19 protein-coding genes are annotated in these 20,462 nt (G+C 59.9%); 12 read left to right on the top strand and 7 right to left on the bottom strand.

Features of this window, described 5'->3' with window-relative positions; genetic code table 11:
- Positions 1-2,874, bottom strand: coding sequence for a putative bifunctional diguanylate cyclase/phosphodiesterase (locus BM132_RS18940; protein ID WP_092457770.1), 2,874 nt, complete (start codon positions 2,872-2,874; stop codon positions 1-3).
- A 261-nt stretch (positions 2,875-3,135) separates the two neighbouring features.
- Here BM132_RS18940 and uvrD point away from each other — a divergent pair, with 261 nt between their 5' ends.
- From uvrD to BM132_RS18955, 3 genes are all read left to right on the top strand, one after another.
- Entirely contained in the window at positions 3,136-5,319 is a 2,184-nt protein-coding gene (gene uvrD, locus BM132_RS18945; RefSeq protein ID WP_092399529.1) for a DNA helicase II, read from the top strand.
- 311 nt (positions 5,320-5,630) lie between these two features.
- A complete protein-coding gene (locus tag BM132_RS18950; protein ID WP_092457773.1) occupies positions 5,631-6,506 on the top strand; it encodes a Tim44 domain-containing protein in 876 nt (291 codons plus the stop codon).
- Positions 6,507-6,644: 138 nt separating this feature from the next.
- Positions 6,645-7,052, top strand: a complete 408-nt coding sequence (locus BM132_RS18955; RefSeq protein ID WP_092457776.1) for an SMI1/KNR4 family protein — start codon at positions 6,645-6,647, stop codon at positions 7,050-7,052.
- 22 nt (positions 7,053-7,074) lie between these two features.
- Here BM132_RS18955 and BM132_RS18960 read toward each other — a convergent pair whose 3' ends face one another.
- Positions 7,075-8,838, bottom strand: a complete 1,764-nt coding sequence (locus tag BM132_RS18960) for a cation:proton antiporter (RefSeq protein ID WP_092457779.1) — start codon at positions 8,836-8,838, stop codon at positions 7,075-7,077.
- A gap of 255 nt (positions 8,839-9,093) precedes the next feature.
- Here BM132_RS18960 and BM132_RS18965 point away from each other — a divergent pair, with 255 nt between their 5' ends.
- Entirely contained in the window at positions 9,094-9,579 is a 486-nt protein-coding gene (locus BM132_RS18965) for an acyl-CoA thioesterase (RefSeq protein WP_047226692.1), read from the top strand.
- Between the two features lie 39 nt (positions 9,580-9,618).
- On the opposite strand, the gene pdxY is transcribed toward BM132_RS18965, so the two are convergent.
- A complete protein-coding gene (gene pdxY, locus BM132_RS18970) occupies positions 9,619-10,491 on the bottom strand; it encodes a pyridoxal kinase PdxY (RefSeq protein WP_092399535.1) in 873 nt (290 codons plus the stop codon).
- Between the two features lie 119 nt (positions 10,492-10,610).
- Between pdxY and BM132_RS18975 the strand changes: the two genes are divergently transcribed.
- Complete coding sequence (locus BM132_RS18975; RefSeq protein ID WP_047226690.1) at positions 10,611-11,033, top strand: DUF3301 domain-containing protein; 423 nt, start codon at positions 10,611-10,613, stop codon at positions 11,031-11,033.
- 12 nt (positions 11,034-11,045) lie between these two features.
- Here BM132_RS18975 and BM132_RS18980 read toward each other — a convergent pair whose 3' ends face one another.
- On the bottom strand, positions 11,046-12,011 hold the full coding sequence (locus BM132_RS18980) for a CobW family GTP-binding protein (RefSeq protein WP_092457782.1): 966 nt from the start codon (positions 12,009-12,011) through the stop codon (positions 11,046-11,048).
- Positions 12,012-12,038: 27 nt separating this feature from the next.
- Here BM132_RS18980 and BM132_RS18985 point away from each other — a divergent pair, with 27 nt between their 5' ends.
- Positions 12,039-12,392 carry an NADH:ubiquinone oxidoreductase gene (locus tag BM132_RS18985; protein WP_092399539.1) on the top strand — a complete coding sequence of 118 codons (354 nt, stop codon included), beginning with the start codon at positions 12,039-12,041 and terminating at the stop codon, positions 12,390-12,392.
- On the opposite strand, the gene BM132_RS18990 is transcribed toward BM132_RS18985, so the two are convergent.
- Complete coding sequence (locus BM132_RS18990; RefSeq protein ID WP_092457785.1) at positions 12,389-13,039, bottom strand: DUF1826 domain-containing protein; 651 nt, start codon at positions 13,037-13,039, stop codon at positions 12,389-12,391. The two genes, BM132_RS18985 and BM132_RS18990, sit on opposite strands and share 4 nt — an antisense overlap.
- Positions 13,039-14,247 (bottom strand): zinc metallochaperone GTPase ZigA, encoded by a 1,209-nt coding sequence (gene zigA / locus BM132_RS18995; RefSeq protein WP_092457788.1) that lies wholly within the window; start codon positions 14,245-14,247, stop codon positions 13,039-13,041. The genes BM132_RS18990 and zigA overlap by 1 nt, the downstream gene beginning before the upstream one ends.
- Positions 14,248-14,407: 160 nt before the next feature.
- Here zigA and BM132_RS19000 point away from each other — a divergent pair, with 160 nt between their 5' ends.
- From BM132_RS19000 to BM132_RS19020, 5 genes are all read left to right on the top strand, one after another.
- Positions 14,408-14,800, top strand: a complete 393-nt coding sequence (locus BM132_RS19000; protein ID WP_092457791.1) for a glutamine synthetase — start codon at positions 14,408-14,410, stop codon at positions 14,798-14,800.
- Positions 14,801-14,925: 125 nt separating this feature from the next.
- Positions 14,926-15,822, top strand: coding sequence for a GTP cyclohydrolase FolE2 (gene folE2 / locus BM132_RS19005; protein ID WP_092457794.1), 897 nt, complete (start codon positions 14,926-14,928; stop codon positions 15,820-15,822).
- Positions 15,819-16,487, top strand: coding sequence for a metal ABC transporter ATP-binding protein (locus tag BM132_RS19010; protein WP_092399549.1), 669 nt, complete (start codon positions 15,819-15,821; stop codon positions 16,485-16,487). The genes folE2 and BM132_RS19010 overlap by 4 nt, the downstream gene beginning before the upstream one ends.
- Complete coding sequence (locus tag BM132_RS19015; protein WP_092457797.1) at positions 16,487-17,353, top strand: metal ABC transporter permease; 867 nt, start codon at positions 16,487-16,489, stop codon at positions 17,351-17,353. Before BM132_RS19010 ends, BM132_RS19015 begins: the two co-directional genes overlap by 1 nt.
- A gap of 11 nt (positions 17,354-17,364) precedes the next feature.
- Positions 17,365-18,240, top strand: a complete 876-nt coding sequence (locus BM132_RS19020) for a metal ABC transporter substrate-binding protein (RefSeq protein ID WP_092457800.1) — start codon at positions 17,365-17,367, stop codon at positions 18,238-18,240.
- 105 nt (positions 18,241-18,345) lie between these two features.
- On the opposite strand, the gene BM132_RS19025 is transcribed toward BM132_RS19020, so the two are convergent.
- Entirely contained in the window at positions 18,346-18,867 is a 522-nt protein-coding gene (locus BM132_RS19025) for a DUF3617 domain-containing protein (RefSeq protein ID WP_092457803.1), read from the bottom strand.
- A 141-nt stretch (positions 18,868-19,008) separates the two neighbouring features.
- Here BM132_RS19025 and cls point away from each other — a divergent pair, with 141 nt between their 5' ends.
- Positions 19,009-20,448 (top strand): cardiolipin synthase, encoded by a 1,440-nt coding sequence (gene cls / locus BM132_RS19030; RefSeq protein ID WP_092457806.1) that lies wholly within the window; start codon positions 19,009-19,011, stop codon positions 20,446-20,448.
- Positions 20,449-20,462 lie beyond the last annotated feature (14 nt).

The raw sequence follows: 20,462 nt of genomic DNA on the forward strand, positions 1-20,462 counted from the left end.
CTAGCAATCATCCCGGTTGGCCCATAACAGCGCGGCCAGCCCTTGGGCTTCAACCGGCCGGCTGATGAGATAGCCCTGAACCTCATCACACTGTTCGGCTTTCAGAAATTCGAGTTGCTCTGGCCGCTCGACGCCTTCGGCCACCACTTTGAGCGACAACCCATGGGCCATTGCAATGATTGCCCGGGTAATGGCCGCGTCTTCGCTACCCTCCGTCAGCCCACGAATGAACGCCTGATCGATTTTCACGTAATCCACAGGGATGCGTTTGAGATAACTCAGAGACGAATAGCCGGTACCAAAGTCATCGATCGCCAGCTTGACGCCGAGGTCGCGCAGTTGCTGGAACGTCGCGATGATGTGCTCAACGCTGTCGAGCAATTGGCTTTCAGTCAGCTCCAGTTCCAGGTATTGCGGCGCCAGACCGGTTTCCTCCAGCACTTGCCGAACCAGGCTGACCAGCTTGCCCTGGCGCAACTGATGCACCGACAGGTTGACCGACACCCTGATCGGCGCCAGGCCCTCACGCTGCCATTGGCACGCCTGCCAACAGGCCTGGCGCAACACGAACTCGCCGATCGGCCCGATCAGCCCGGTCTCTTCGGCCAGGCTGATGAAGTCTCCCGGCGGGACTCGGCCCATGAGCGGATGATCCCAGCGCACCAATGCCTCGGCGGCGTTCAGGCGGCCTGTCGCCAGGCACAATTTGGGTTGATAAAAAACCTTCAACTGCTGCTCTTCCAGGGCTTTACGCAGCTGGTTCTCCAGTTGCAGCCGCTCCAGCGTGCTGGCCTGAAGGCTGTCGGTATAGAACTGGAAATTGTTGCCGCCCAAATGCTTGGCATGTTGCATGGCCATGTTCGCCTGACTGACCAGCGTGGAAATCTCCCGCGCGTTGTCGGGCAACATGCTGATGCCGATCGAGGCACTGACCACCAGTTCATGGCCCTCGATGGTCAGCGGCAGACGCAGCTTGGCGGACAGGCGAGTCGCCACCCGCGCCAGGCTGGAAAGGTTGCCGTAGGCATCGAACAGCACCCCGAACTCATCGCCGGATAAGCGGGCGATGGTGTCCGCTTCGGGCAATGCATTGATCAGGCGGCGGGCCATCTTCTGCAACAGCTGGTCAGCAACATCATGGCCGAGGCTATCGTTGAGGAGCTTGAAACGGTCCAGGTCGATATGCAGCAATGCCAGGCTGCGTCGTCCGCCCTGGCGCACCCGTTGGTGGGCTTCGTGCAGGCGCTCGCGAAACAGCGAGCGGTTCGCCAGCCCAGTGAGTTCGTCGTAATGGGTCAGGTAGCGCATTCGCTCTTCGGACTCACGCCTGGCTGAAAGATCGGCGAAGAAGCCCACGATATGGCTGACATTTCCCCGAGCATCGCGCACCACGTTCAGTTGCAGCCACTGCGGATACAGTTCGCCATTGGCCCGGGCCTCCACCAGCTCACCTTGCCAGGTGCCGTGCTGCTTGAGCGCCTGGCGAATGACCGGGTAGTGCCGACGGGCATCACGACTGCATGGCAGATCGACCACATTGCGCCCGAGCATGTCATCGATATTAAAACCTGTGACCCGCGTGAAGGCCTGGTTGGCGGCCAGCAGCGCGTAATGCGGGTCAAAAATCACAATGCCTTCGCTGGCGGCCTCGAAAACCGTGGCCGCCAACTGGCGCTGTTGCTCGAGCTCTTTACGGGTGCTGATGTCTCGCCGGGTGCCGACCATGCGCAGCACTCGGCCACTCGGGCTGCGCTCCACGGCCCGACCGCGGTCTTCGATCCAGACCCAATGGCCGTCGCCGTGACGTACGCGGTATTCGATCTGGTAGTCCTCGCTACGGCCTTTGAGGTGCTCAATGAGGGCGCGTTTGAGGGCAGGCACGTCTTGAGGATGCAGGCGCGGGGTCAGGTGGCTGAGCATCGCTGTGATGTACTCGGGCTCCAGACCGAACAGCTCCTTGAGCTGGGTGTGATGGACTTCGTCGGTTTGCAGGTTCCAGTCCCACAGCCCCAACTCACTGGCTTTGAGCGCCAGGTCAAGACGCGCTTCGCTCTTGCTCAGGGCCTGGCTGGTCGCCTCCAGCTCGAGACTGCGCTGTACCACGCGCGCCTCCAGTCCTACCTGAGCCGACCGCAGTTTTTCCTCGGCGCAACGGCGTTGTTCGACTTCCCGTCCAAGCGCCTCGTTGAGCTGTGCGCTACGGGCTTGCGCCTGCTGCAAATGCTCGATCAGCGCCTGATTCTGGAACCTTCGCAGCATGCCACTTTGTATCAACCGGTTGACCTGCCAGGCGACCACGCTGAGCGAGACCAGCACGACCAGCCCGAGCCAGCCCCATCCGCGCTGCTGTTCATCACCGCCCCAAAATAGATAGCCGATGGCCGGCAATAGGCACGGCAAGGTAAAGGACAAAAATGCCGGAAGGCTCACGGCATAGGCAACGCTGGCCGACAGGGTAGCTGCGCCTATCAGGCCGAATACCCAGGCTTGTTGCTGGAAGCTGTCGGCCGGTACCAGTGCAATACCCGCTCCGGCCAATGTCAGCCCGGTCATTGCCGAGCCGAGCAAAAACATTCGCAACCAGACCGGGTGTGCTTGGCGGCTGGGTATCGCCGAATCGAAGGCCGCCACCTGAATGACCCGCAGCGCTACCAGCGAGAGCAACCAGACCAGCCAGACGCTGACCTGAAAATGACGCGAAGGCCCCCACATCAACGCGGCGCAAACCAGACCGTTGACCAGCATGAACAGCGTGGGCAGCAGCGAACCCTGATACAACAGCCTTGTGCGTTCGACCGCCATTTCCGTGGCGTACTGCTTGCAGATGATCCGTGGTTCCACACAGGGGCCCGCCAGATCGGAATTTAGGGTCATAGGCACTTGTTCTTGTTCTTATTCAGCGGAGCATGGAGAACCCGAAACATTCAGCGAGCATACACAAGGCAGCGGCCATCCCACACTGTCCAAGCTCATAAAAATGCTGAAAAAGTCGCTATTTCATTGGGTCGCGGGCCCTTCAAGCGAGTCCCGCCAATGCTTGTGGCCCATGACCAACCGGTCATCACCGACCGGTCTTTTATCGGCTGGCGCAAAGCTCGGTTTGCCCGGGCTGCCGCCGCACCCTAGAATGCCCCGATGCGCGATGATCTCTCCCTTCTGCTGAACTCCCTCAACGATGCCCAACGCCAGGCCGTAGCGGCCTCCGTAGGTCGTCAGTTAGTCCTGGCCGGTGCCGGCTCCGGTAAAACCCGGGTGCTGGTGCACCGTATCGCCTGGTTGATCCAGGTCGAGAACGCCTCGCCCCATTCGATCCTGTCGGTGACGTTCACCAACAAGGCCGCTGCCGAGATGCGCCATCGCATCGAGCAACTGATGGGCATCAACCCGGCCGGCATGTGGGTCGGCACCTTCCACGGCCTGGCGCACCGCTTGTTGCGGGCGCATTGGCAGGAAGCCGGCCTGAGCCAGACGTTCCAGATTCTCGACAGCGACGACCAGCAGCGGCTGGTCAAGCGGGTGATCCGTGAGCTGGGCCTGGATGAACAGCGCTGGCCGGCTCGTCAGGCCCAGTGGTTCATCAACGGCCAGAAAGACGAAGGCCTGCGCCCGCAACACATCCAGGCCAGCGGCGATCTGTTCCTGGCGACCATGCGCAGCATCTATGAAGCCTACGAGGCGGCGTGCCAGCGCGCTGGTGTGATCGACTTCTCCGAACTGCTTCTGCGCGCACTGGACCTGTGGCGCGATCATCCAGGCCTGCTGGCGCACTATCAGAAGCGCTTCCGGCATGTGCTGGTGGACGAGTTCCAGGACACCAACGCCGTGCAGTACGCGTGGTTGCGCCTGCTGGCCAAGGGCGGCGACAGCCTGATGGTGGTGGGTGATGACGATCAGTCGATCTACGGCTGGCGCGGCGCCAAAATCGAGAATATTCATCAATACTCGGCGGACTTTCCTGACGCCCAAGTGATCCGCCTGGAACAGAACTACCGCTCCACCGCCGGCATCCTCAAGGCCGCCAACGCCCTGATCGCCAACAATACCGGGCGCCTGGGTAAAGAGCTGTGGACCGACGGCGGCGAAGGCGAAGCGATCAACCTCTATGCCGCCTTCAACGAACACGATGAAGCCCGCTACGTGGTGGAAACCATCGAGAGCGCGCTGAAAACCGGCCTGGCCCGCAGCGACATCGCCATCCTGTATCGCTCCAACGCCCAGTCCCGGGTATTGGAAGAAGCCCTGTTGCGCGAACGTATCCCGTACCGCATCTATGGCGGCCAGCGCTTCTTCGAGCGCGCCGAAATCAAGAACGCCATGGCCTATCTGCGCCTGCTCGAAGGACGCGGCAATGACGCGGCCCTGGAGCGGGTGATCAACGTCCCGACCCGGGGCATTGGCGAGAAAACCGTCGAAGCGATTCGCGACCACGCGCGCCACAGCCATGTGTCCATGTGGGAAGCCATGCGCCAGCTGGTTACCAACAAAGGCATGACCGGCCGCGCCGCCGGTGCGCTGAAGGCGTTCATGGACCTGATCGAAGATCTGGCCACCAAGTGCACGGACATGCCGCTGCATTTGATGACCCAGACCGTTATCGAGCAGTCCGGCCTGATCGCCTACCACGAAGCGGAAAAGGGCGAGAAAGGCCAGGCCCGGGTGGAAAACCTCGAGGAACTGGTCAGCGCCGCCCGAAACTTCGAGAACACCGAGGAGGACGAGGAGCTATCGCCACTGTCTGCCTTCCTGGGCCACGCTTCTCTGGAGGCCGGCGACACCCAGGCCGACGAGCATGAAGACAGCATCCAGTTGATGACCCTGCACAGTGCCAAGGGCCTGGAATTCCCCTACGTTTTCCTGGTGGGAATGGAAGAGGGCCTGTTCCCGCACAAGATGAGCCTGGAAGAGCCGGGACGCCTGGAAGAAGAGCGGCGCCTGGCCTACGTTGGCATCACCCGCGCCATGCAGAACCTGGTGCTGACGTACGCCGAGACCCGGCGCCTGTACGGCAGCGAAACCTACAACAAGGTGTCGCGCTTCGTACGTGAAGTGCCCAAAGGCCTGATTCAGGAGGTGCGGCTGTCCAACAGCGTCAGCCGTCCGTTCGGCGGCGGCCAGCAGCAAAGCACCAGCAGTCTTTTTGGCGGCAGCGACATCCCGGAAACCGGCTTCAGTCTCGGCCAGACCGTGCGTCATTCGGTGTTCGGCGATGGCGTGATCCTCAACTTCGAAGGCGCCGGCGCCCAGGCCCGGGTTCAGGTGAACTTCAGCGAAGGCAGCAAGTGGCTGATGCTGGGGTATGCCAAGTTGGAAGCGATCTAGAGATTTCGTAAGAAGCACCTTGCTGTGGGAGCAAGGCTTGCCCGCGAGGCGGTGGCACATTCGAACAGATGCGTCAGACCGATCGCTATCGCAGGCAAGCCTTGCTCACACAGGTATCTCTCCCCATCCCACATTAGCTTCCGACCGAACTTATTTCCTTTTCCTACAGCCCAAAGCGAACAGACCCTCTTGCGCGACTGAAGCTGAACCTCACCTGTCACGCAAAAGCCCGAAACACTCTGCCGCTAGCCAGCAACAGTTCACCTGTGCAACATGGCGCGCGTGCTATCCACAAATGGGAATGCCCTTATATGAAACGTTTTCTTAGCATCGCCATGGCGTTGTGCATCGGCCTGACGATGGCCATCGACGCCAATGCCGCCAAGCGCTTTGGCGGTGGTAAAAGCTCGGGCGCTGCCCCGACCCACCAGACCAGCCAGATGGCGCCGTCCTCTGCGGCCGGCTCTACCGCAGCTACTGCGGGCGCGGCCGGTGCGGCTGGCGCCGCCACCAAGGCCAGCGGTGCTTCGCGCTGGCTCGGCCCCCTGGCCGGCATCGCCGCCGGTGGCCTGCTCGCCTCCATGTTCATGGGCGACGGCTTCCAGGGCATGCAGATCTTCGACATCCTGATCATGGCGGTCATCGCCTTCCTGGTCTTCCGCTTCATTGCGGCCCGTCGTCGCAAGCAGCAGGAGCAACTGGCTCCGGCCGGTCATGCGCCGATGCAACGTGAGGTGTTCAACCAGCAACCGGCCAGTGGTTCGATCTTCGGTGGTTCGGCAGCACCCGTGGCTGCTCGTCCGGTGATCAACGCGCCAGCCTGGTTCAACGAAGAGCGCTTCATCGAAGCTGCGCGCAACCATTTCATGTCCCTGCAGCAACATTGGGATGCGAACGAAATGGACAAGATCTCTGAGTTCGTGACCCCGCAACTGCTGGAATTCCTCAAGCGCGAGCGGACCGAACTGGGCGATGGCTTCCAGTCGACCTACATCGACAATCTGCAAGTACAGCTGGACGGTGTTGATGATCGCGCCGACAAGACCATCGCCACCCTGACCTTCAGCGGTGTGTCGAAGGACTCGCGCTTCGACAAGGGCGAAGCGTTCAGCGAAAGCTGGAACATGGAACGTGCCCTGGGCGATGACCAGCCTTGGCTGGTGGCCGGTATCCGCCAGAACGGTTGAACCTCTGCGCGTTTTGCATGTTGAAATAAAAGAACCCCGGCTCAGGCCGGGGTTTTCTATTTCGCGGTTGCATCTATAGCGGGCTACTGTATAAACCGCTCCATATAAACCGCGCCATCGAGAAAGAGGATCCCGGACGTGGAAGAAATCATCGAACAATTGCGTGAAGCCAACGAACCCGTGCCGGTTCCACTGGAGCTGCCTGACGATGACTTGCTGGTGGAGATCGAAGAGCAGCTGTTCATCGATATTCCCTTCGTATTCAGAGAATTTTTGCTGACGGTCAGCGATGTTGTCTACGGCAGCCTGGAACCGGTGACCGTCACCGATCCGCAGTCCCATACCTATCTGCCAGATGTGGCCGCCAATGCCTGGGATGCCGGTGTCGACCGTAGCCTGATCCCGATCTGCCAGGACGGCGACGACTATTACTGCGTCGAAGAAGACGGGACCGTGGTGCTGTGGCAGGCCGAAGAAGAGCTGATTGCCGAAGAAACCTGGGAATCCGTCTGGCACTGGGCCCGGGACGTCTGGCTGGAAAGCTGATCCGCCGCACGCCCGCCGTCGGTCAATGCCCGGACGATTCCTTGTGATTGTCCAGGGTCTCCAGCAAGGCCACCTGCATCCGCGTATGCAGACGGACGAACCAGCGCCAGAGCAATGCCGCCACGGCCGTGGCCACCACCGCGATCAGTACCAGCAACTTGTTGGTCGGTAGAATACTGGCCGACAAGGCTGCCAAGAGCAGGAAAATCATCAGCAGCGAGAGGATCGGGATCACTTCTGCGATCACTCGACGCACGCGCTGGGTGTGACGGCCGGCCATCTCCGGCTTCACGCCCATTTCCGCCAGCAGCATCGACAACGCCTTGAGCTTGCGATACGCGGCGATCAAAAATGGCAGCGACAACAACAACGCCCCGCCCCAGATCAGCGCCTTCTGCCAACTCGGGTCGCTGATCCAGGCTTGCAGATAGGCCGACATCTGTTCGGCAAAGTAGCCACCGGCGAGGAAAATCGCGATGACCAGCGCCAGGTTGATGCCCACCTGCAGCAAAATCCGCCGGATCATGGCGGCCAACAGCGCCCCTTCCCCTTGGGGTTGAATGCTGCGAAGCCACTCGCCATACATTCCCAGTACCCTCGACAGCCGTTGTGGCATAACGGCAGCCAGCCTGACCGATAAAGGGTCGGCGGCCCGGATCAGGTAAGGGGTCAGCAGAGTGGTCAGTACCGAAACCGCCACCGCGACCGGATAAAGGAAATCGCTGGTGACCTGCAAGGTCATTCCCAGCGATGCGATGATGAAGGAAAATTCGCCAATCTGCGAAAGGCCCATCCCGACTCGCAGCGAGGTCCGCCCGTCGTTGCCGGCAATAAAAGCACCGAGGCCGCAGGACAGCACCTTGCCCAGCACCACTGCGGCGGTAATCACGGCAATCGGCCAAGCGTATTGGAGCAATATGACCGGATCGAGCATCAGCCCGATGGCGACGAAGAAAATCGCGCTGAACAGGTCGCGCACCGGCTCCACCAGCCGCTCGATTTTCAGCAACTGCCGCGACTCGGCCATGATCGCGCCGATCAGAAACGCTCCCAGCACCATGCTGTATTCCAGCTTTACCACCAGTAGACAAAAGCCGAAACACAGGCCCAGCACGGTGATCAGCAACATCTCGTCGCTGTCGAACTTCGCCACGTAAGCCAGCAGCCTGGGCACCAGCAAAATGCCGATCACCAGGGCGACAATCATGAATAACGACAATTTGCCGACCGTGGAGAACACTTCGCCGGAGCTGACCGTCCCGCTGACAGCGATGCTCGACAGCAAGGCGATAATGCCGATGCCCAGGATGTCTTCGACGATCAGGACCCCGAAGATCAACTGCGCAAAGCGCTCGTTCTTCATCTTCAGGTCATTGAGGGCTTTGACGATGATGGTGGTCGAAGAGATGGCCAGGATTGCCCCGAGGAACAACGAGTCCATGGTGTTCCAATCGAACCAGCGGCCGATTTCGTAGCCGATCCAGATCATCAACACAATTTCGAGGAACGCCGCGATGAACGCCGTGGCACCCACCTTGAACAGCTTGCGCAGGCTGAACTCCAGGCCCAGATAAAACATGAGGAAGATGACCCCCAACTCGGCCAGGGTCTTGATCGTCTCTTCGTCGTGGATAAAACCGAAAGGCGGGGTATGCGGACCAATGATGAAGCCAGCAACGATGTAACCCAGCACCACCGGTTGTTTGAAACGATGAAAGAGTACTGTGACCAGCCCCGCTGCCATCATGATGATCGCCAGGTCTTGAATAAAACTGATGGCATGCATGGTGGGGCTCCCTGTTCAAATGACCTATCACAGAGCTGGATAAGCCCGTTTCCATTGTAGGAAATACCCTCGCAAGGGGCTTTTGAAGGGTACCACCGCGACTTCCGACAAAAAGACAGTGCAATATATGGAAACAGATCCACCGGGGCGTGACGGCTGCCACAGGCGCAGCGTCCCGATACTGGTAGTTTGAAAACCTTCCAGCACCCGCAGAGGTGCACTCCCGAAATTGCTGCCTTGAACCGTGAGTACGTTATGGAACCCGGAAACGCCCAGCTGTCGATGACGGTGCTGATGACCCCCGATATGGCCAACTTCTCTGGCAATGTCCATGGCGGCACCCTGCTCAAGTACCTCGACGAAGTCGCCTACGCCTGTGCCAGCCGCTACGCCGGGCGCTATGTAGTGACGCTGTCGGTTGACCAGGTGATTTTCCGCGAGCCGATTCATGTCGGTGAATTGGTGACGTTTCTGGCGTCGGTGAATTACACCGGGAACACCTCGATGGAAGTGGGCATCAAAGTCGTGACCGAGAACATTCGTGAACGCTCGGTGCGCCACACCAACAGCTGCTTCTTCACCATGGTCGCGGTGGACGACCAGCGCAAACCCGCCGCTGTCCCGCCATTGCAACCGCAGAACAGCGAAGAAAAACGCCGTTACGAACAAGCCCAGCAGCGTCGGCAGATTCGCCAGGAGCTGGAGAGGCGGTATCAGGAAATCAAGGCCGACGGGCCTTAACAGATCCGCCCGGCTCGCGCCCACAGGGATTGGCGTTGATCAGAGGCTGATTGGTACAGCTTCGAACCTTACCCTCGGATGGGTGATCCGGTCCTGGGCGCGTACCAGTTCCAACTCGTAACTGGCGCACGCCTGGGTTTCCAGCAGGACTTCGTGCACGGCTGCGGCCGTAAATTCAAGCGCCGCCACCAGGCTGTCACCCAGCAACACCCGCGCCAGGAACAGTCCCGAGGTCAAGTCACCCACCCCCACCGGCTGGCGAGGGAAAGCCAACAAAGGACGGCGCAGATGCCAGCTTCCATCAGCGGTCACGAGCAACATTTCGAAGCTGTCCTCGGGCTTACCCGGATAGGCCAGATGTTTGACGAGTATCGCTTTGGGTCCGCGGGCCAGGAGCACGCGAGCCATGGCCACGCAGTCCAGCAGCGACTGCGCCTTGCGTCCCGAAAAGCTGTCCAGCTCCAGCTGGTTCGGGCACATGATGTCCGCCACACTGGCAGCTTGTTCCAGAAGAAAATCGCTCACCTCGGGCGCCACGATGCAACCCTTCTCCGGATGCCCCATGACCGGATCACACAAATAAATTACCTTGGGATTGCACGCCTTGATTCGGGTCACGCCCGCCAGAATCGCCTGTCCTTGGGCGGCGCTGCCCAGGTAACCGGACAACACCGCGTCACAATTGCCTAGCTCGCCGATCGCCGCGATCCCCTCTACCAATGCCGGTATCTGATCAGAGGCAAGCACGTCGCCGGTCCACTGTCCGTACTGAGTGTGATTGGAAAATTGCACGGTGTTGAGCGGCCAGACATTCACCCCAACCCGCTGCATAGGAAAGACTGAAGCGCTGTTACCGGCGTGGCCGAAGACCACGTGAGACTGGATGGCAAGCAGATGAGGGGTACGTTTCATGCGGGATGTTTCCGTAAAACGAATGAAATTCAAGCCGCGCAGTATGCGACTAAACGCAGCCTGTACGACAGACCGGGGACACAGTTAAGCTGACAGCAACTTGTAGGAGCACTTCGTTCATGCTGACCCTTGGAAATATTTTCGTGCTGATGCTGCTGGCTACCGCCGGCGCCTGGCTGTGGCACAACCATGGTTTGCGCGAACGAGCGTTGGCGAGGGTCATGCAACATTGCGCCAACCTCAAGATCGAGCTGCTGGATGGCAACGTGGCGCTGAAAAAGATTGGGTTCGTCAAAGACGCCAGCGGACGCCGGCGCCTGGCCCGTATCTATAACTTCGAATTCACCGTCACGGGTGAATCGCGCCATTCGGGCACTATTACCCAGTTCGGGGCCCACAGCGCGCAAATCGAGCTGGCGCCCTACCCAATGCCGTTCGAAGAGTCAGCGCCGACACCGATCGAACCGGTCCAGACCAGACCCAGGGCCGAAGTCATCGAGTTGAGTCAGTGGCGCCAGGAACACAACAAGTGGAAGCCTTGAAGCAAGGCTGACTCACGGGCACCGACAGTTCGCCAGACCGGCTTGCAGCGCCGCCGCGTCTTGAGGTCCATCAAAAATCAATTCGATTCGTGAGTCCTGGCGCCACTCGCTCGCCTGCCACCGCAGCGTCGCGCCCTCCAGCGCATTGGCTGAAACCCAGCCATCGGCGCTGTGGATAACCATCTTCGCCCGTTTCCAGCCGCAACCTTGCAGCCAGCGCGTCAGCGTCGCCGTGTCCAGTCGCTGACTCGGATGCCAACGCCAGCCAATACTCCAGCCGCCTTCCTGTTGCTGATACAGGCAGATGGGCGATGTCGGGTCGGTCCAGACGGCCGGCATCTGTCCCACCTCCTTGGGCAGACTCACGTCATCCACAGCCCCACTTCCCCGAGCTGCAAGACCTGGCAGTCGCTCGATCGGCAAGGCTGCCTGTCGGGTCCAGTACAAGGCAATCTCCGGCAGTTGCGCAGTGATGCCCAGGCGTTCGGTTTCGCTCAGGTGCTCGGATTTGTTCAGCACCACCAACCCTGCATCGGCCAGAGTTTGCCGTTGGGCGTCGAGCAACGGCGTGCCATCCGCCATCGCTCGGGCATCAAGCACCAACACGCAAGGCTGAACCGCCAGCACGCCGAGCCATGGCGCTTCGTTCAGTTGCCGCATCAACTGCGCCGGATGGCCCAGGCCGGAGGGCTCGATAAACAGTCGATCCGGGCGCGCCTTGCGCAGTAAACGAGCGAGGCCGATCTGAAATGGCGCGCCGTTGACGCAACACAAACAGCCCCCGGCCACTTCGCCCAGTGCGATACCATCGGCAGTCTGGGTCAGCAACGCCGCGTCCAGGCCGATTTGACCAAACTCGTTGATCAGCACCGCCCAGCGCTCATTCGCCGGGCGCTGCGCCAGCAATTGCTTGATCAGGCTGGTCTTGCCAGCACCCAAAGGGCCTGCGATGACGTGGGTGGGAATGTTCTGCAACATAATCGGCGGCTTTCGATGGAGGTGAACATGCGGTTGATCGGCTGTTTTTTATTGGCGCTGACGTCGAGCCAGGCGCTGGCCCAGGCTTGTGTCGTGCATAGCCAGGCAGAACGGCTCGATGTGAAAGTCTGCCAGCAGAACCGCAATATTCCACAGAAACTGTTCGCCGACGGCTTCTGCCAGCCAAACCTTGCCGGACAAAAAGTCGAGGTGCAGTACGTCGATCAATGCCCTGGCGGCGCGTTTGGCATCTGCAGCAATGCCCAGGTCGCCAATATGCCCTACCGCCAGGATATTCACTATTACGGCGTGGCCAGCGATGCGGCCTATCTGCAGCCGTTCTGTGAAGGACAGAGTCAGGGCAACTGGCTCAAACCTTAAGCGAGCCAGTCCAGAGTAAGGATCAATCGACGCTCCCCCGGCGCCAGCTGCGGCGAGCGATGGATCAGGCCCATGCCCTCGTTTCCATGCCACTTCTCGCCTTTGAGCAGCGCCACATCGCCACAGGCAAGCTGCTGAACCGCATGCGGGTCAACCGGTTCAGCTTCAGATTGCCCCAGACATCGACGATCCATCACACCCTCCTTTAGCCACTGGCTACCCACGCCGGCGTACGTGGTGATCAGCCGTACCGGCACATGGTCGACGTGAAAACGCGGGCACATGGCCTTGTCCAGCGTTCGCAGGCGCAGGCCGACACGTCTGGCGCCCAGCAGGCAGGTAAACGCACTGATCAGCCAGGAGACATCGCTGATGAAGCCTTCATAGCCCTGCAGATCGCCAAAGCCTGCGGCGAGACCATCCAGTGCCGGTTGCGCGTCCTCCTGCGGCAGGTCGAGCACCCGCGATTCGGCCAAAGGCTGACCCATGGAAAGCACCATGGCCGCAAAATCGCTGATGTGCACCGGCAGTTGACGTTGCCAGACCGCCAGGTTGGCATCGTCGTCCAGAATTTGCGTCAGGATCCGCGGGGTGTCGCCCTGAACCTGGCGTACCTGCACTTCCCGCTTCGCACTGGGCGCCAGCATCACGCTGCGGCCTCGTCATGCCAGGGGCCGAACGGGTCCGGCAGCAAGCGCCAACTGTCGACACCCAGGGCCATTTCCGCGTCACTGAGCAGGCAAGCGTCCAGCTCGGCAGTCAGTTGCGTGAAGTCGATATTCTGGCCGATGAATACCAGCTCCTGCCGGCAATCACCGGTGGCGGGAAGCCAGTTTTTCAGGATGGCAGCGGTACTTTCCTCATCTTGCGGCCATTGGCTTTTCGGCACGAACCGCCACCAGCGCCCGGCGAATCCATGTCGCATCAAGCCGCCGGCCTGGGACCAACTGCCCGCTTCCTCATGTTTGCTGGCCAACCAGAAGAAGCCCTTGGAGCGCAGAAGCTTGCCATTGGTCCACGAACGGTCGATAAAGCTGAAAAAACGCTGGGGATGAAATGGCCGGCGCGCCCGGTAAGCTGCCGAAGCGATACCGTATTCTTCGGTTTCGGGCACGTGCTCACCGCGCAGTTCCTGTAGCCAGCCCGGTGCTTGGGCCGCGCGCTCGAAGTCGAAAAGGCCTGTGTCGAGGATCTTTTCCAGCGGTACTTGGCCCATGACCATGGGAATGATCTGCGCCTGGGCGTTGAGCCGTTCCAGAATCGCGATCAACTCCTCCCGTTCGTGACGGCCGATCAAGTCGATTTTGCTGATCAGAATCACATCGGCGAACTCGATCTGCTCAATCAACAGATCAGTAATGGAACGCTCGTCCTCCTCCCCCAGGGTTTCGCCTCGTGAAGCGAGGCTTTCGGCAGCGTGGAAATCCAGCAGGAAATTTACGCCATCGACCACCGTCACCATCGTGTCGAGCCGTGCCACATCGGCCAGGCTGCGGCCCTGTTCATCGCGAAAAGTAAAGGTTTCCGCCACCGGCAAGGGTTCGGAAATCCCCGTGGACTCGATCAGCAGATAGTCGAAGCGGCCTTCCCTGGCGAGCTGGCCGACTTCTTCCAGCAGGTCTTCACGCAACGTGCAGCAAATGCAGCCGTTACTCATCTCCACCAGTTTCTCTTCAGACCGGCTTAGGGTGACATCTCGCTGGACTTCGCTGCCATCGATGTTGATCTCGCTCATATCGTTGACGATCACAGCGACGCGCAGGTTGTCGCGATTGCGCAGGACGTAATTGAGCAGTGTGCTTTTACCGGCGCCGAGAAATCCGGACAGCACGGTGACGGGAAGACGATTGGGCACAGGTATATCCTCATCGGGCGGGCCGCGCTGACGCGCTTGAACGCATGTCGCGGCTCTTTCTTCAGGCTTGGGTTCGGTTCAAGGTCTAAGCTTTTTTAATGTTATAGTATAACAACAACATTTAACCAGCATCGCTGTTCAACCGATCTGAAGTAAAAACATGCGCAATTTTCTGAAATTCGTATTCGCAAGCCCGATGCTGCTGTTGGCGCTGGATGTCTCAGCCCAAAGTCCTGTGTTGGCAAACTGCACTCGCAGCGCGAATTTACTGGCCTGTGTGGATGGGCAAGGCAATGCCTACAGTGTCATGACGGCCGGAAACACCCTTTATCTGCGCGGATTTGAAGTGACTGGCCGGCGCTATTGGGCCCAAACCACTAGCCGTTACGGCCAACTGACGTTCTTTACCGGAATAGCTTCTGACGGAGAGAGCTGGGTGGGATACAGCCGGCGCGTAGGCTGGACGACAATCAATCGTTTCTCGAGCTCGGGTGGAAGCACTGGGAAATTCCTATGCGGACGCATAAGCGGTTGCCAGGACGCACCCCGCTGATGTTTCACGTGGAACGGTTCGTGAGCCATCCCGCTGAGTAAAATGAAACTGCGTTCATGAATAGTGTTCGTCGCGTACATTGTTATAGTATAACATCTATTGTGTGCCTATGACGGACGTTGAATATGAATGCGTTAACTCTGCCGGACATTGCTGCGCAGGCTTCGCGCCAGTCCCTGCCCCTCGATTGGGTAGGCATGTGCGGCATCGCGGTACCCGTATTGATCGACGGTCAACATCTCAACGCGATCGCTGATGCCGGTGTCAGCCTTGACGACGGTGAAGCCCGTGGCATCCATATGTCACGATTGTATCTGGCGCTCGAGCTGCTCGAAGACGCGGCGCTGTCTCCCATGCTGTTACGCCAAATCCTCCAGCAATTCCTCGACAGTCACACAGGCCTATCCGCCGCCGCCTCGCTGAGCGTTCGCACCGATCTACTGTTCAAGCGCCCAGCGCTCGTCAGCCCACTGGCTGGCTGGAAGCGCTATCCGATCAACATCGAAGCCCACCTGAAAAATGATGTGTTCCACGTGGAACTGAACATTCAGATTGCCTATTCGTCCACCTGCCCTTGCTCGGCCGCGCTCGCTCGTCAGTTAATCCAGCAGCAATTTGTAGACGACTTTGCCAATAAGGCACTCGAGCACGCCAGCGTCCTGGCTTGGCTTGGCTCATCAAAAGGCATCGTCGCCACGCCGCACAGTCAGCGCAGCACGGCCACCTTGAATCTGCGGCTGAACCCGGGCGTCGACGAGCTGCCGCTGCTGTCCATCATTAACGAAGCTGAAGCGGCCCTCGGCACGGCTGTACAAACCGCAGTGAAACGGGCCGATGAGCAAGCCTTCGCGCTCGCCAACGGTCAAAACTTGATGTTCTGTGAAGACGCCGCGCGGCGGCTGAGCATGGCGTTGCGGCGATCCCCCGATATCGCCAGCCTCAATGTGCGAGTGGTGCACGCCGAAAGTCTGCATGCCCATGACGCTGTGGCACAAAGCCGTTGGGTCAGGGAGGCACTGTGATTCGTTGCCAGTCATTGCGCTGGGGCGCCCCGGGCCACCCCCTCACACCACCGCTGAACATAGAACGGCCGGCGGGAAGCCTGACGGCCATCGTCGGTGCCAACGGTGCGGGCAAAAGCAGCCTGCTGAAAGTGCTGGCGGGCCTGCAAAAACCTCTATCCGGGAAAGTCGAACTGGATGTTCCACGTCGCGGCAGCGTCTCGTTTCTGGCGCAACAGCAACATCTGGACCGGCAATTTCCAATCAACTTGCAAGAGCTGGTGGCGGCGGGATCCTGGGGTAGCAGACACACGCCGGCGATGCGCCGCCATCGATTGAAAGCCGTACTGCAAGACTGGGCTTTGGATGGCCTGGAGCATCGCTCGTTGATGGCGTTGTCGGGAGGCGAGCTGCAACGCGCCCTTCTCGCCCGTTTGAGTCTGGCCGAAGCGCCTCTGCTGTTGCTCGACGAACCCCACGCCGCCCTCGACGAACAAGGCCAGGCGCTATTGTGGAAGCACATTCACGGCTGGCATGCCGAAGGCCGTACCCTGGTGGTGGTGTGTCATGATCTCGCCGCGGTGCGCCAACATATTCCTCACACATTACGGGTCAGCCAGGCCGGCTGCACGCTGGGCCGCAGTGTCGATTTGATTACCCAACAACCCTTCACGCAGGTGGCCTGATGCTCGCGGCCACCCATCTCTGGCAACCCTTTCAGGAATTTGTCTTCATGCGCCGGGCACTGCTGGGTGGCCTGGTATTGGCGTGCAGCACGGCACCGCTTGGCGTGTTTTTGATTCTGCGACGCATGAGCTTGATAGGCGATGCCGTCGCTCACGGCATCTTGCCCGGAGCAGCACTGGGTTTCTGGTTCGCTGGGCTGAGCCTGCCAGCCCTGACGCTGGGTGGACTCGGTGCAGGCTTGAGCATGGCCGGGCTGGCGGCCTGGATTACCCGTCGCACCGGTCTGCGGGAAGACGCCAGCCTTGCGGCGATTTATCCCATTTCCCTGGCCGCCGGTGTGTTGATTCTCGGTATGGCCGGCAAACGCCTGGACTTGCTGCACCTGTTGTTCGGCTCCGCGCTGGCGGTAGATGGCCCGACACTTACCGGCATGCTCTGGGTTTCGGGGATCAGCCTGCTCGCCATGGCGCTGATTTACCGACCGCTGTTGCTGGACACCCTGGACCCTCTTTTCCTGCAAACCGTCAGCCGTCTGGGCCCTCTGGCCCATGGCGTGTTTCTGACCTTGGTCGTGTTGAACCTGGTCATCGGCTTCCAGGCCATCGGCGCACTGATGGTGGTCGGCCTGATGATGTTGCCTGCTGCCGCTTCACGATTCTGGAGCCGCCGTTTGCCGGTTCTGATGGGAATCGCGGCGCTGTTTGGATGTCTGTCGGTGTGGCTCGGGCTGCTGTTGTCATTCCACTTCTCGCTACCCAGCGGGCCGGCCATCGTACTGGTGGCGGGCGCGCTGTATCTGCTGTCCGTAGTGTTCGGTCCGGTGCACGGTTTGCTGCGTCGCCCGCCTTTACTCACATCCCAATGAGGTGTTTCCCGATGCGCGTTCTGCTCGTGCTGTTCAGTCTGATGCTGTCCTTGTCGACGTCTGCCGCCGAAAAGCTCCAAGTGGTGACCAGCTTCAGCATCCTTGCCGACATGACCCAAGAGGTCGGCGGCGAGCATATCCAGATCACCAACCTGGTGGGGCCGGACGCAGATGCACACACCTACGAACCTACGCCAGACGACGCCAAGGCGTTGCTCAGGGCCAAACTGATCATCAAGAATGGCCTGGGTTTTGAACCCTGGCTGGATCGCCTGATCACCAGTACCGAAACCAGCGCAGCGGTGATCAGCGCCAGCCGCGGCGTTATTCCTCGTTCACTGGATGAAGACGGCGAGACCGTTCCCGACCCGCATGCCTGGCATAACCTGGCAAACGCCGAGCTGTACATCAGGAACATCACCAAGGCGCTGGAAACCGCCGATCCGGCCCATAAGGCCGACTACGAACGTAACAGCCAGGCTTATCTGAAAAAGATCTACGCGCTGCTCGCCGATGCCAAGGCCAAGCTTGGCGCCTTGCCACCGGGCAATCACAGGATCGTGACGTCCCACGATGCCTTCGGCTATATGGGACAGGCCTATGGCATCGAGTTTATCGCGCCACAGGGGCTGTCCACTGAACGGGATCCCTCGGCCGCCGATATCGCGGCGCTGATAACCCAGATACGCAAAGCGAAAGTAAAAGCCGTGTTCATGGAGAACATCAAAGACGCGCGCCTGCTCAAGCAGATAGCGGCTGAAAGCGGTGCGCACATCGGCGGCACGCTGTACTCCGATGCGCTGGCGGCCAGCGGACCGGCCAGTACCTTCATCGGGTTGTTCGAGTACAACCTCAATACATTGTACGAAGCGTTGAGCCGGCCATGATTTGCAAGCGCTCTTGAAAGAACTTCTGTGGGAGCAGCGCTTGCTCGCGATGCGCACGCGCCTTGCTGCCACAGATCAACCAGATCATGTACGCCAGAGCAGGATTCAAGCCCTCGGCTTGACCGTCCCGCAATCCTGCCCCAACCATACGGCGCGGGTATCCAGGCTGCCGTTCTGCTGGATGCCGGTGGCATTGAACGTGCCGTTCACCGTCGTCGTGAATTCCCGATCGCTCTGGAATGTCGCGACCCCATTGCCTTGGGCTTTCGGACAACTGAAACGAAACTTCCACTGATTGCCGGTCCGCTCGGTGATCTGCTGCTTGCACCCTGATTGCGGGTCTTGCAGCGGAATGTCATTGGTCTGGACCTGTTCCGGGGTCAGGCATACGCGAATGCCCTTTCCGCCCATGGTGATGCCCTGCTTTTCCAGCATCGCCCGTTGCTCCGGGGTTATCTGGTTTTGCAGTTGGCCAAGAATCAGTTGCAGGTCTGGCAGATTCTGGTTGTCGACCTTCATATTGCTTGTAGTCAGTTCCCACAAACCTGGTTGAAGCATCTGCGCCTGAGCCGCCACAGAAACCGACAAACCAACCGTCAGGGCCAAACCCAGCAGACAAACTTTCATCACAAGCACTCCAGAGGACAGGTGGCCGTTAGACGTCTCCCACAGGCTTCGGTTCAGGCTCGGCAGACGTGAATTAAATAGCGACATCCGCCGTGGAACATGGTCTGTTAAGCATTGAGACTTCAGGAGCAAGGCTGCCCCATGGATTATTTCGGCCCGCATGTTTTCGGTTACCTGATCGCATTGCTTCACACTTTGGGTTCTATCGCCGCCGTTCACGCGGTGCTGACGGTACGCACCGCTCAGGGTTCCATCGCCTGGGCCCTGTCGTTGGTATTTATCCCCTATTTGACGTTGATTCCCTATCTGGTTTTCGGCCGGAGCACGTTCGATGGGTATATCAAGGCGCGCCGGCAAGCCAACGAAGAAATGCGCAAAGCCGTCTCCGAGCTGAACTGGCGGCCATGGGTCGAAGAAGCTCTCACCGCCCGCGCCTCTCAAGCCTACGCCGCATTACGGGCGATGCCCAAGCTGGGGCGCACGCCGTGCCTGGCGAACAACCAGGTGCGCTTGCTCATCAATGGCTTCGCCACATTCGAGGCAATTTTCGAGGCCATTGAGGGAGCCCGAGAAGCGGTGCTGATTCAGTTTTTCATCATCCACGACGACCGCCTCGGCCAACGTCTGAAAACGCTGCTCTTGAAGAAAGCCGCCGAAGGCGTTGCGGTGTATCTCCTGTATGACCGCATTGGCAGCCATTCCCTGCCCCACCGCTACGTCCAGGCGTTGCGCGACGGCGGTGTCCATGTCAAAGCTTTCGCCACCCGTAGCGGCTGGCTCAACCGATTCCAGGTCAATTTTCGCAACCATCGCAAGATCGTCGCGGTGGACGGCGTCCTGGGCTTCGTCGGCGGACATAACGTGGGCGATGAGTACATGGGGGAAAAGCCGCCCTTGGCGCCATGGCGCGATACCCACGTCGAAGTACGCGGGCCCGTCGTGGCGAGCATGCAAGAGTCGTTTGCCGAAGACTGGTTCTGGGCGTCCCGCTCATTGCCACCGCTCATCCTGCCGGACGCATACCCGGATGACGGCGTGCTCTGCCAATTGCTGGCCAGCGGCCCAGCCGACGCTTACGAAACCTGTTCACTGTTTTTTGTCGAAGCGATCCATGCGGCTAGCGAGCGTGTCTGGATCACCACGCCGTACTTCATTCCTGATGAAGCGGTATTCGCTGCGTTGCGCCTGGCGGCACTGCGCGGGGTAGACGTGCGCATCTTGCTGCCATCACGCCCGGACCATAAGGTCGTCTACGCGGCGTCGAGCCTGTACGCGTTCGAAGCAGTACGGGCCGGCGTGAGGGTATTTCGTTATGAGCCGGGTTTCCTGCACCAGAAAGTCGTGCTGATTGACCGTGAAATCAGCGCCATCGGCAGTGCCAATCTGGACAATCGCTCGTTCCGGCTCAACTTCGAGGTGATGCTACTGACCGTGGATATTTCGTTCGCCACTCAGGTCGAGCAGATGCTCGAGGACGACTTCGCCCAAGCGCTGGAAATAGACAAACAGGAAGGCCGGGAGACCCACCGCCTGCAGAAGATCGGCATGCGGATCGCCCGGCTTATTTCCCCGATACTCTAAGTGGCACCCATCTG

This window comes from Pseudomonas sp. NFACC45, from assembly GCF_900113505.1.
Classification (GTDB): Bacteria; Pseudomonadota; Gammaproteobacteria; order Pseudomonadales; family Pseudomonadaceae; genus Aquipseudomonas; species Aquipseudomonas tehranensis.

Excerpts from the sequence above, each read along its gene's own strand:
- BM132_RS19015 (WP_092457797.1), top strand. The coding sequence starts at position 16,487 with ATGCTCGCGGCCACCCATCTCTGGCAACCCTTTCAGGAATTTGTCTTC.
- cls (WP_092457806.1), top strand. The coding sequence starts at position 19,009 with ATGGATTATTTCGGCCCGCATGTTTTCGGTTACCTGATCGCATTGCTT.
- BM132_RS18950 (WP_092457773.1), top strand. The coding sequence starts at position 5,631 with ATGAAACGTTTTCTTAGCATCGCCATGGCGTTGTGCATCGGCCTGACG.
- BM132_RS19025 (WP_092457803.1), bottom strand. The coding sequence starts at position 18,867 with ATGAAAGTTTGTCTGCTGGGTTTGGCCCTGACGGTTGGTTTGTCGGTT.
- BM132_RS18975 (WP_047226690.1), top strand. The coding sequence starts at position 10,611 with ATGCTGACCCTTGGAAATATTTTCGTGCTGATGCTGCTGGCTACCGCC.
- BM132_RS18940 (WP_092457770.1), bottom strand. The coding sequence starts at position 2,874 with ATGACCCTAAATTCCGATCTGGCGGGCCCCTGTGTGGAACCACGGATC.
- BM132_RS19000 (WP_092457791.1), top strand. The coding sequence starts at position 14,408 with ATGCGCAATTTTCTGAAATTCGTATTCGCAAGCCCGATGCTGCTGTTG.
- folE2 (WP_092457794.1), top strand. The coding sequence starts at position 14,926 with ATGAATGCGTTAACTCTGCCGGACATTGCTGCGCAGGCTTCGCGCCAG.
- uvrD (WP_092399529.1), top strand. The coding sequence starts at position 3,136 with ATGCGCGATGATCTCTCCCTTCTGCTGAACTCCCTCAACGATGCCCAA.
- BM132_RS19020 (WP_092457800.1), top strand. The coding sequence starts at position 17,365 with ATGCGCGTTCTGCTCGTGCTGTTCAGTCTGATGCTGTCCTTGTCGACG.
- BM132_RS18965 (WP_047226692.1), top strand. The coding sequence starts at position 9,094 with ATGGAACCCGGAAACGCCCAGCTGTCGATGACGGTGCTGATGACCCCC.
- BM132_RS18985 (WP_092399539.1), top strand. The coding sequence starts at position 12,039 with ATGCGGTTGATCGGCTGTTTTTTATTGGCGCTGACGTCGAGCCAGGCG.
- BM132_RS18990 (WP_092457785.1), bottom strand. The coding sequence starts at position 13,039 with ATGCTGGCGCCCAGTGCGAAGCGGGAAGTGCAGGTACGCCAGGTTCAG.
- BM132_RS18980 (WP_092457782.1), bottom strand. The coding sequence starts at position 12,011 with ATGTTGCAGAACATTCCCACCCACGTCATCGCAGGCCCTTTGGGTGCT.
- pdxY (WP_092399535.1), bottom strand. The coding sequence starts at position 10,491 with ATGAAACGTACCCCTCATCTGCTTGCCATCCAGTCTCACGTGGTCTTC.
- BM132_RS18960 (WP_092457779.1), bottom strand. The coding sequence starts at position 8,838 with ATGCATGCCATCAGTTTTATTCAAGACCTGGCGATCATCATGATGGCA.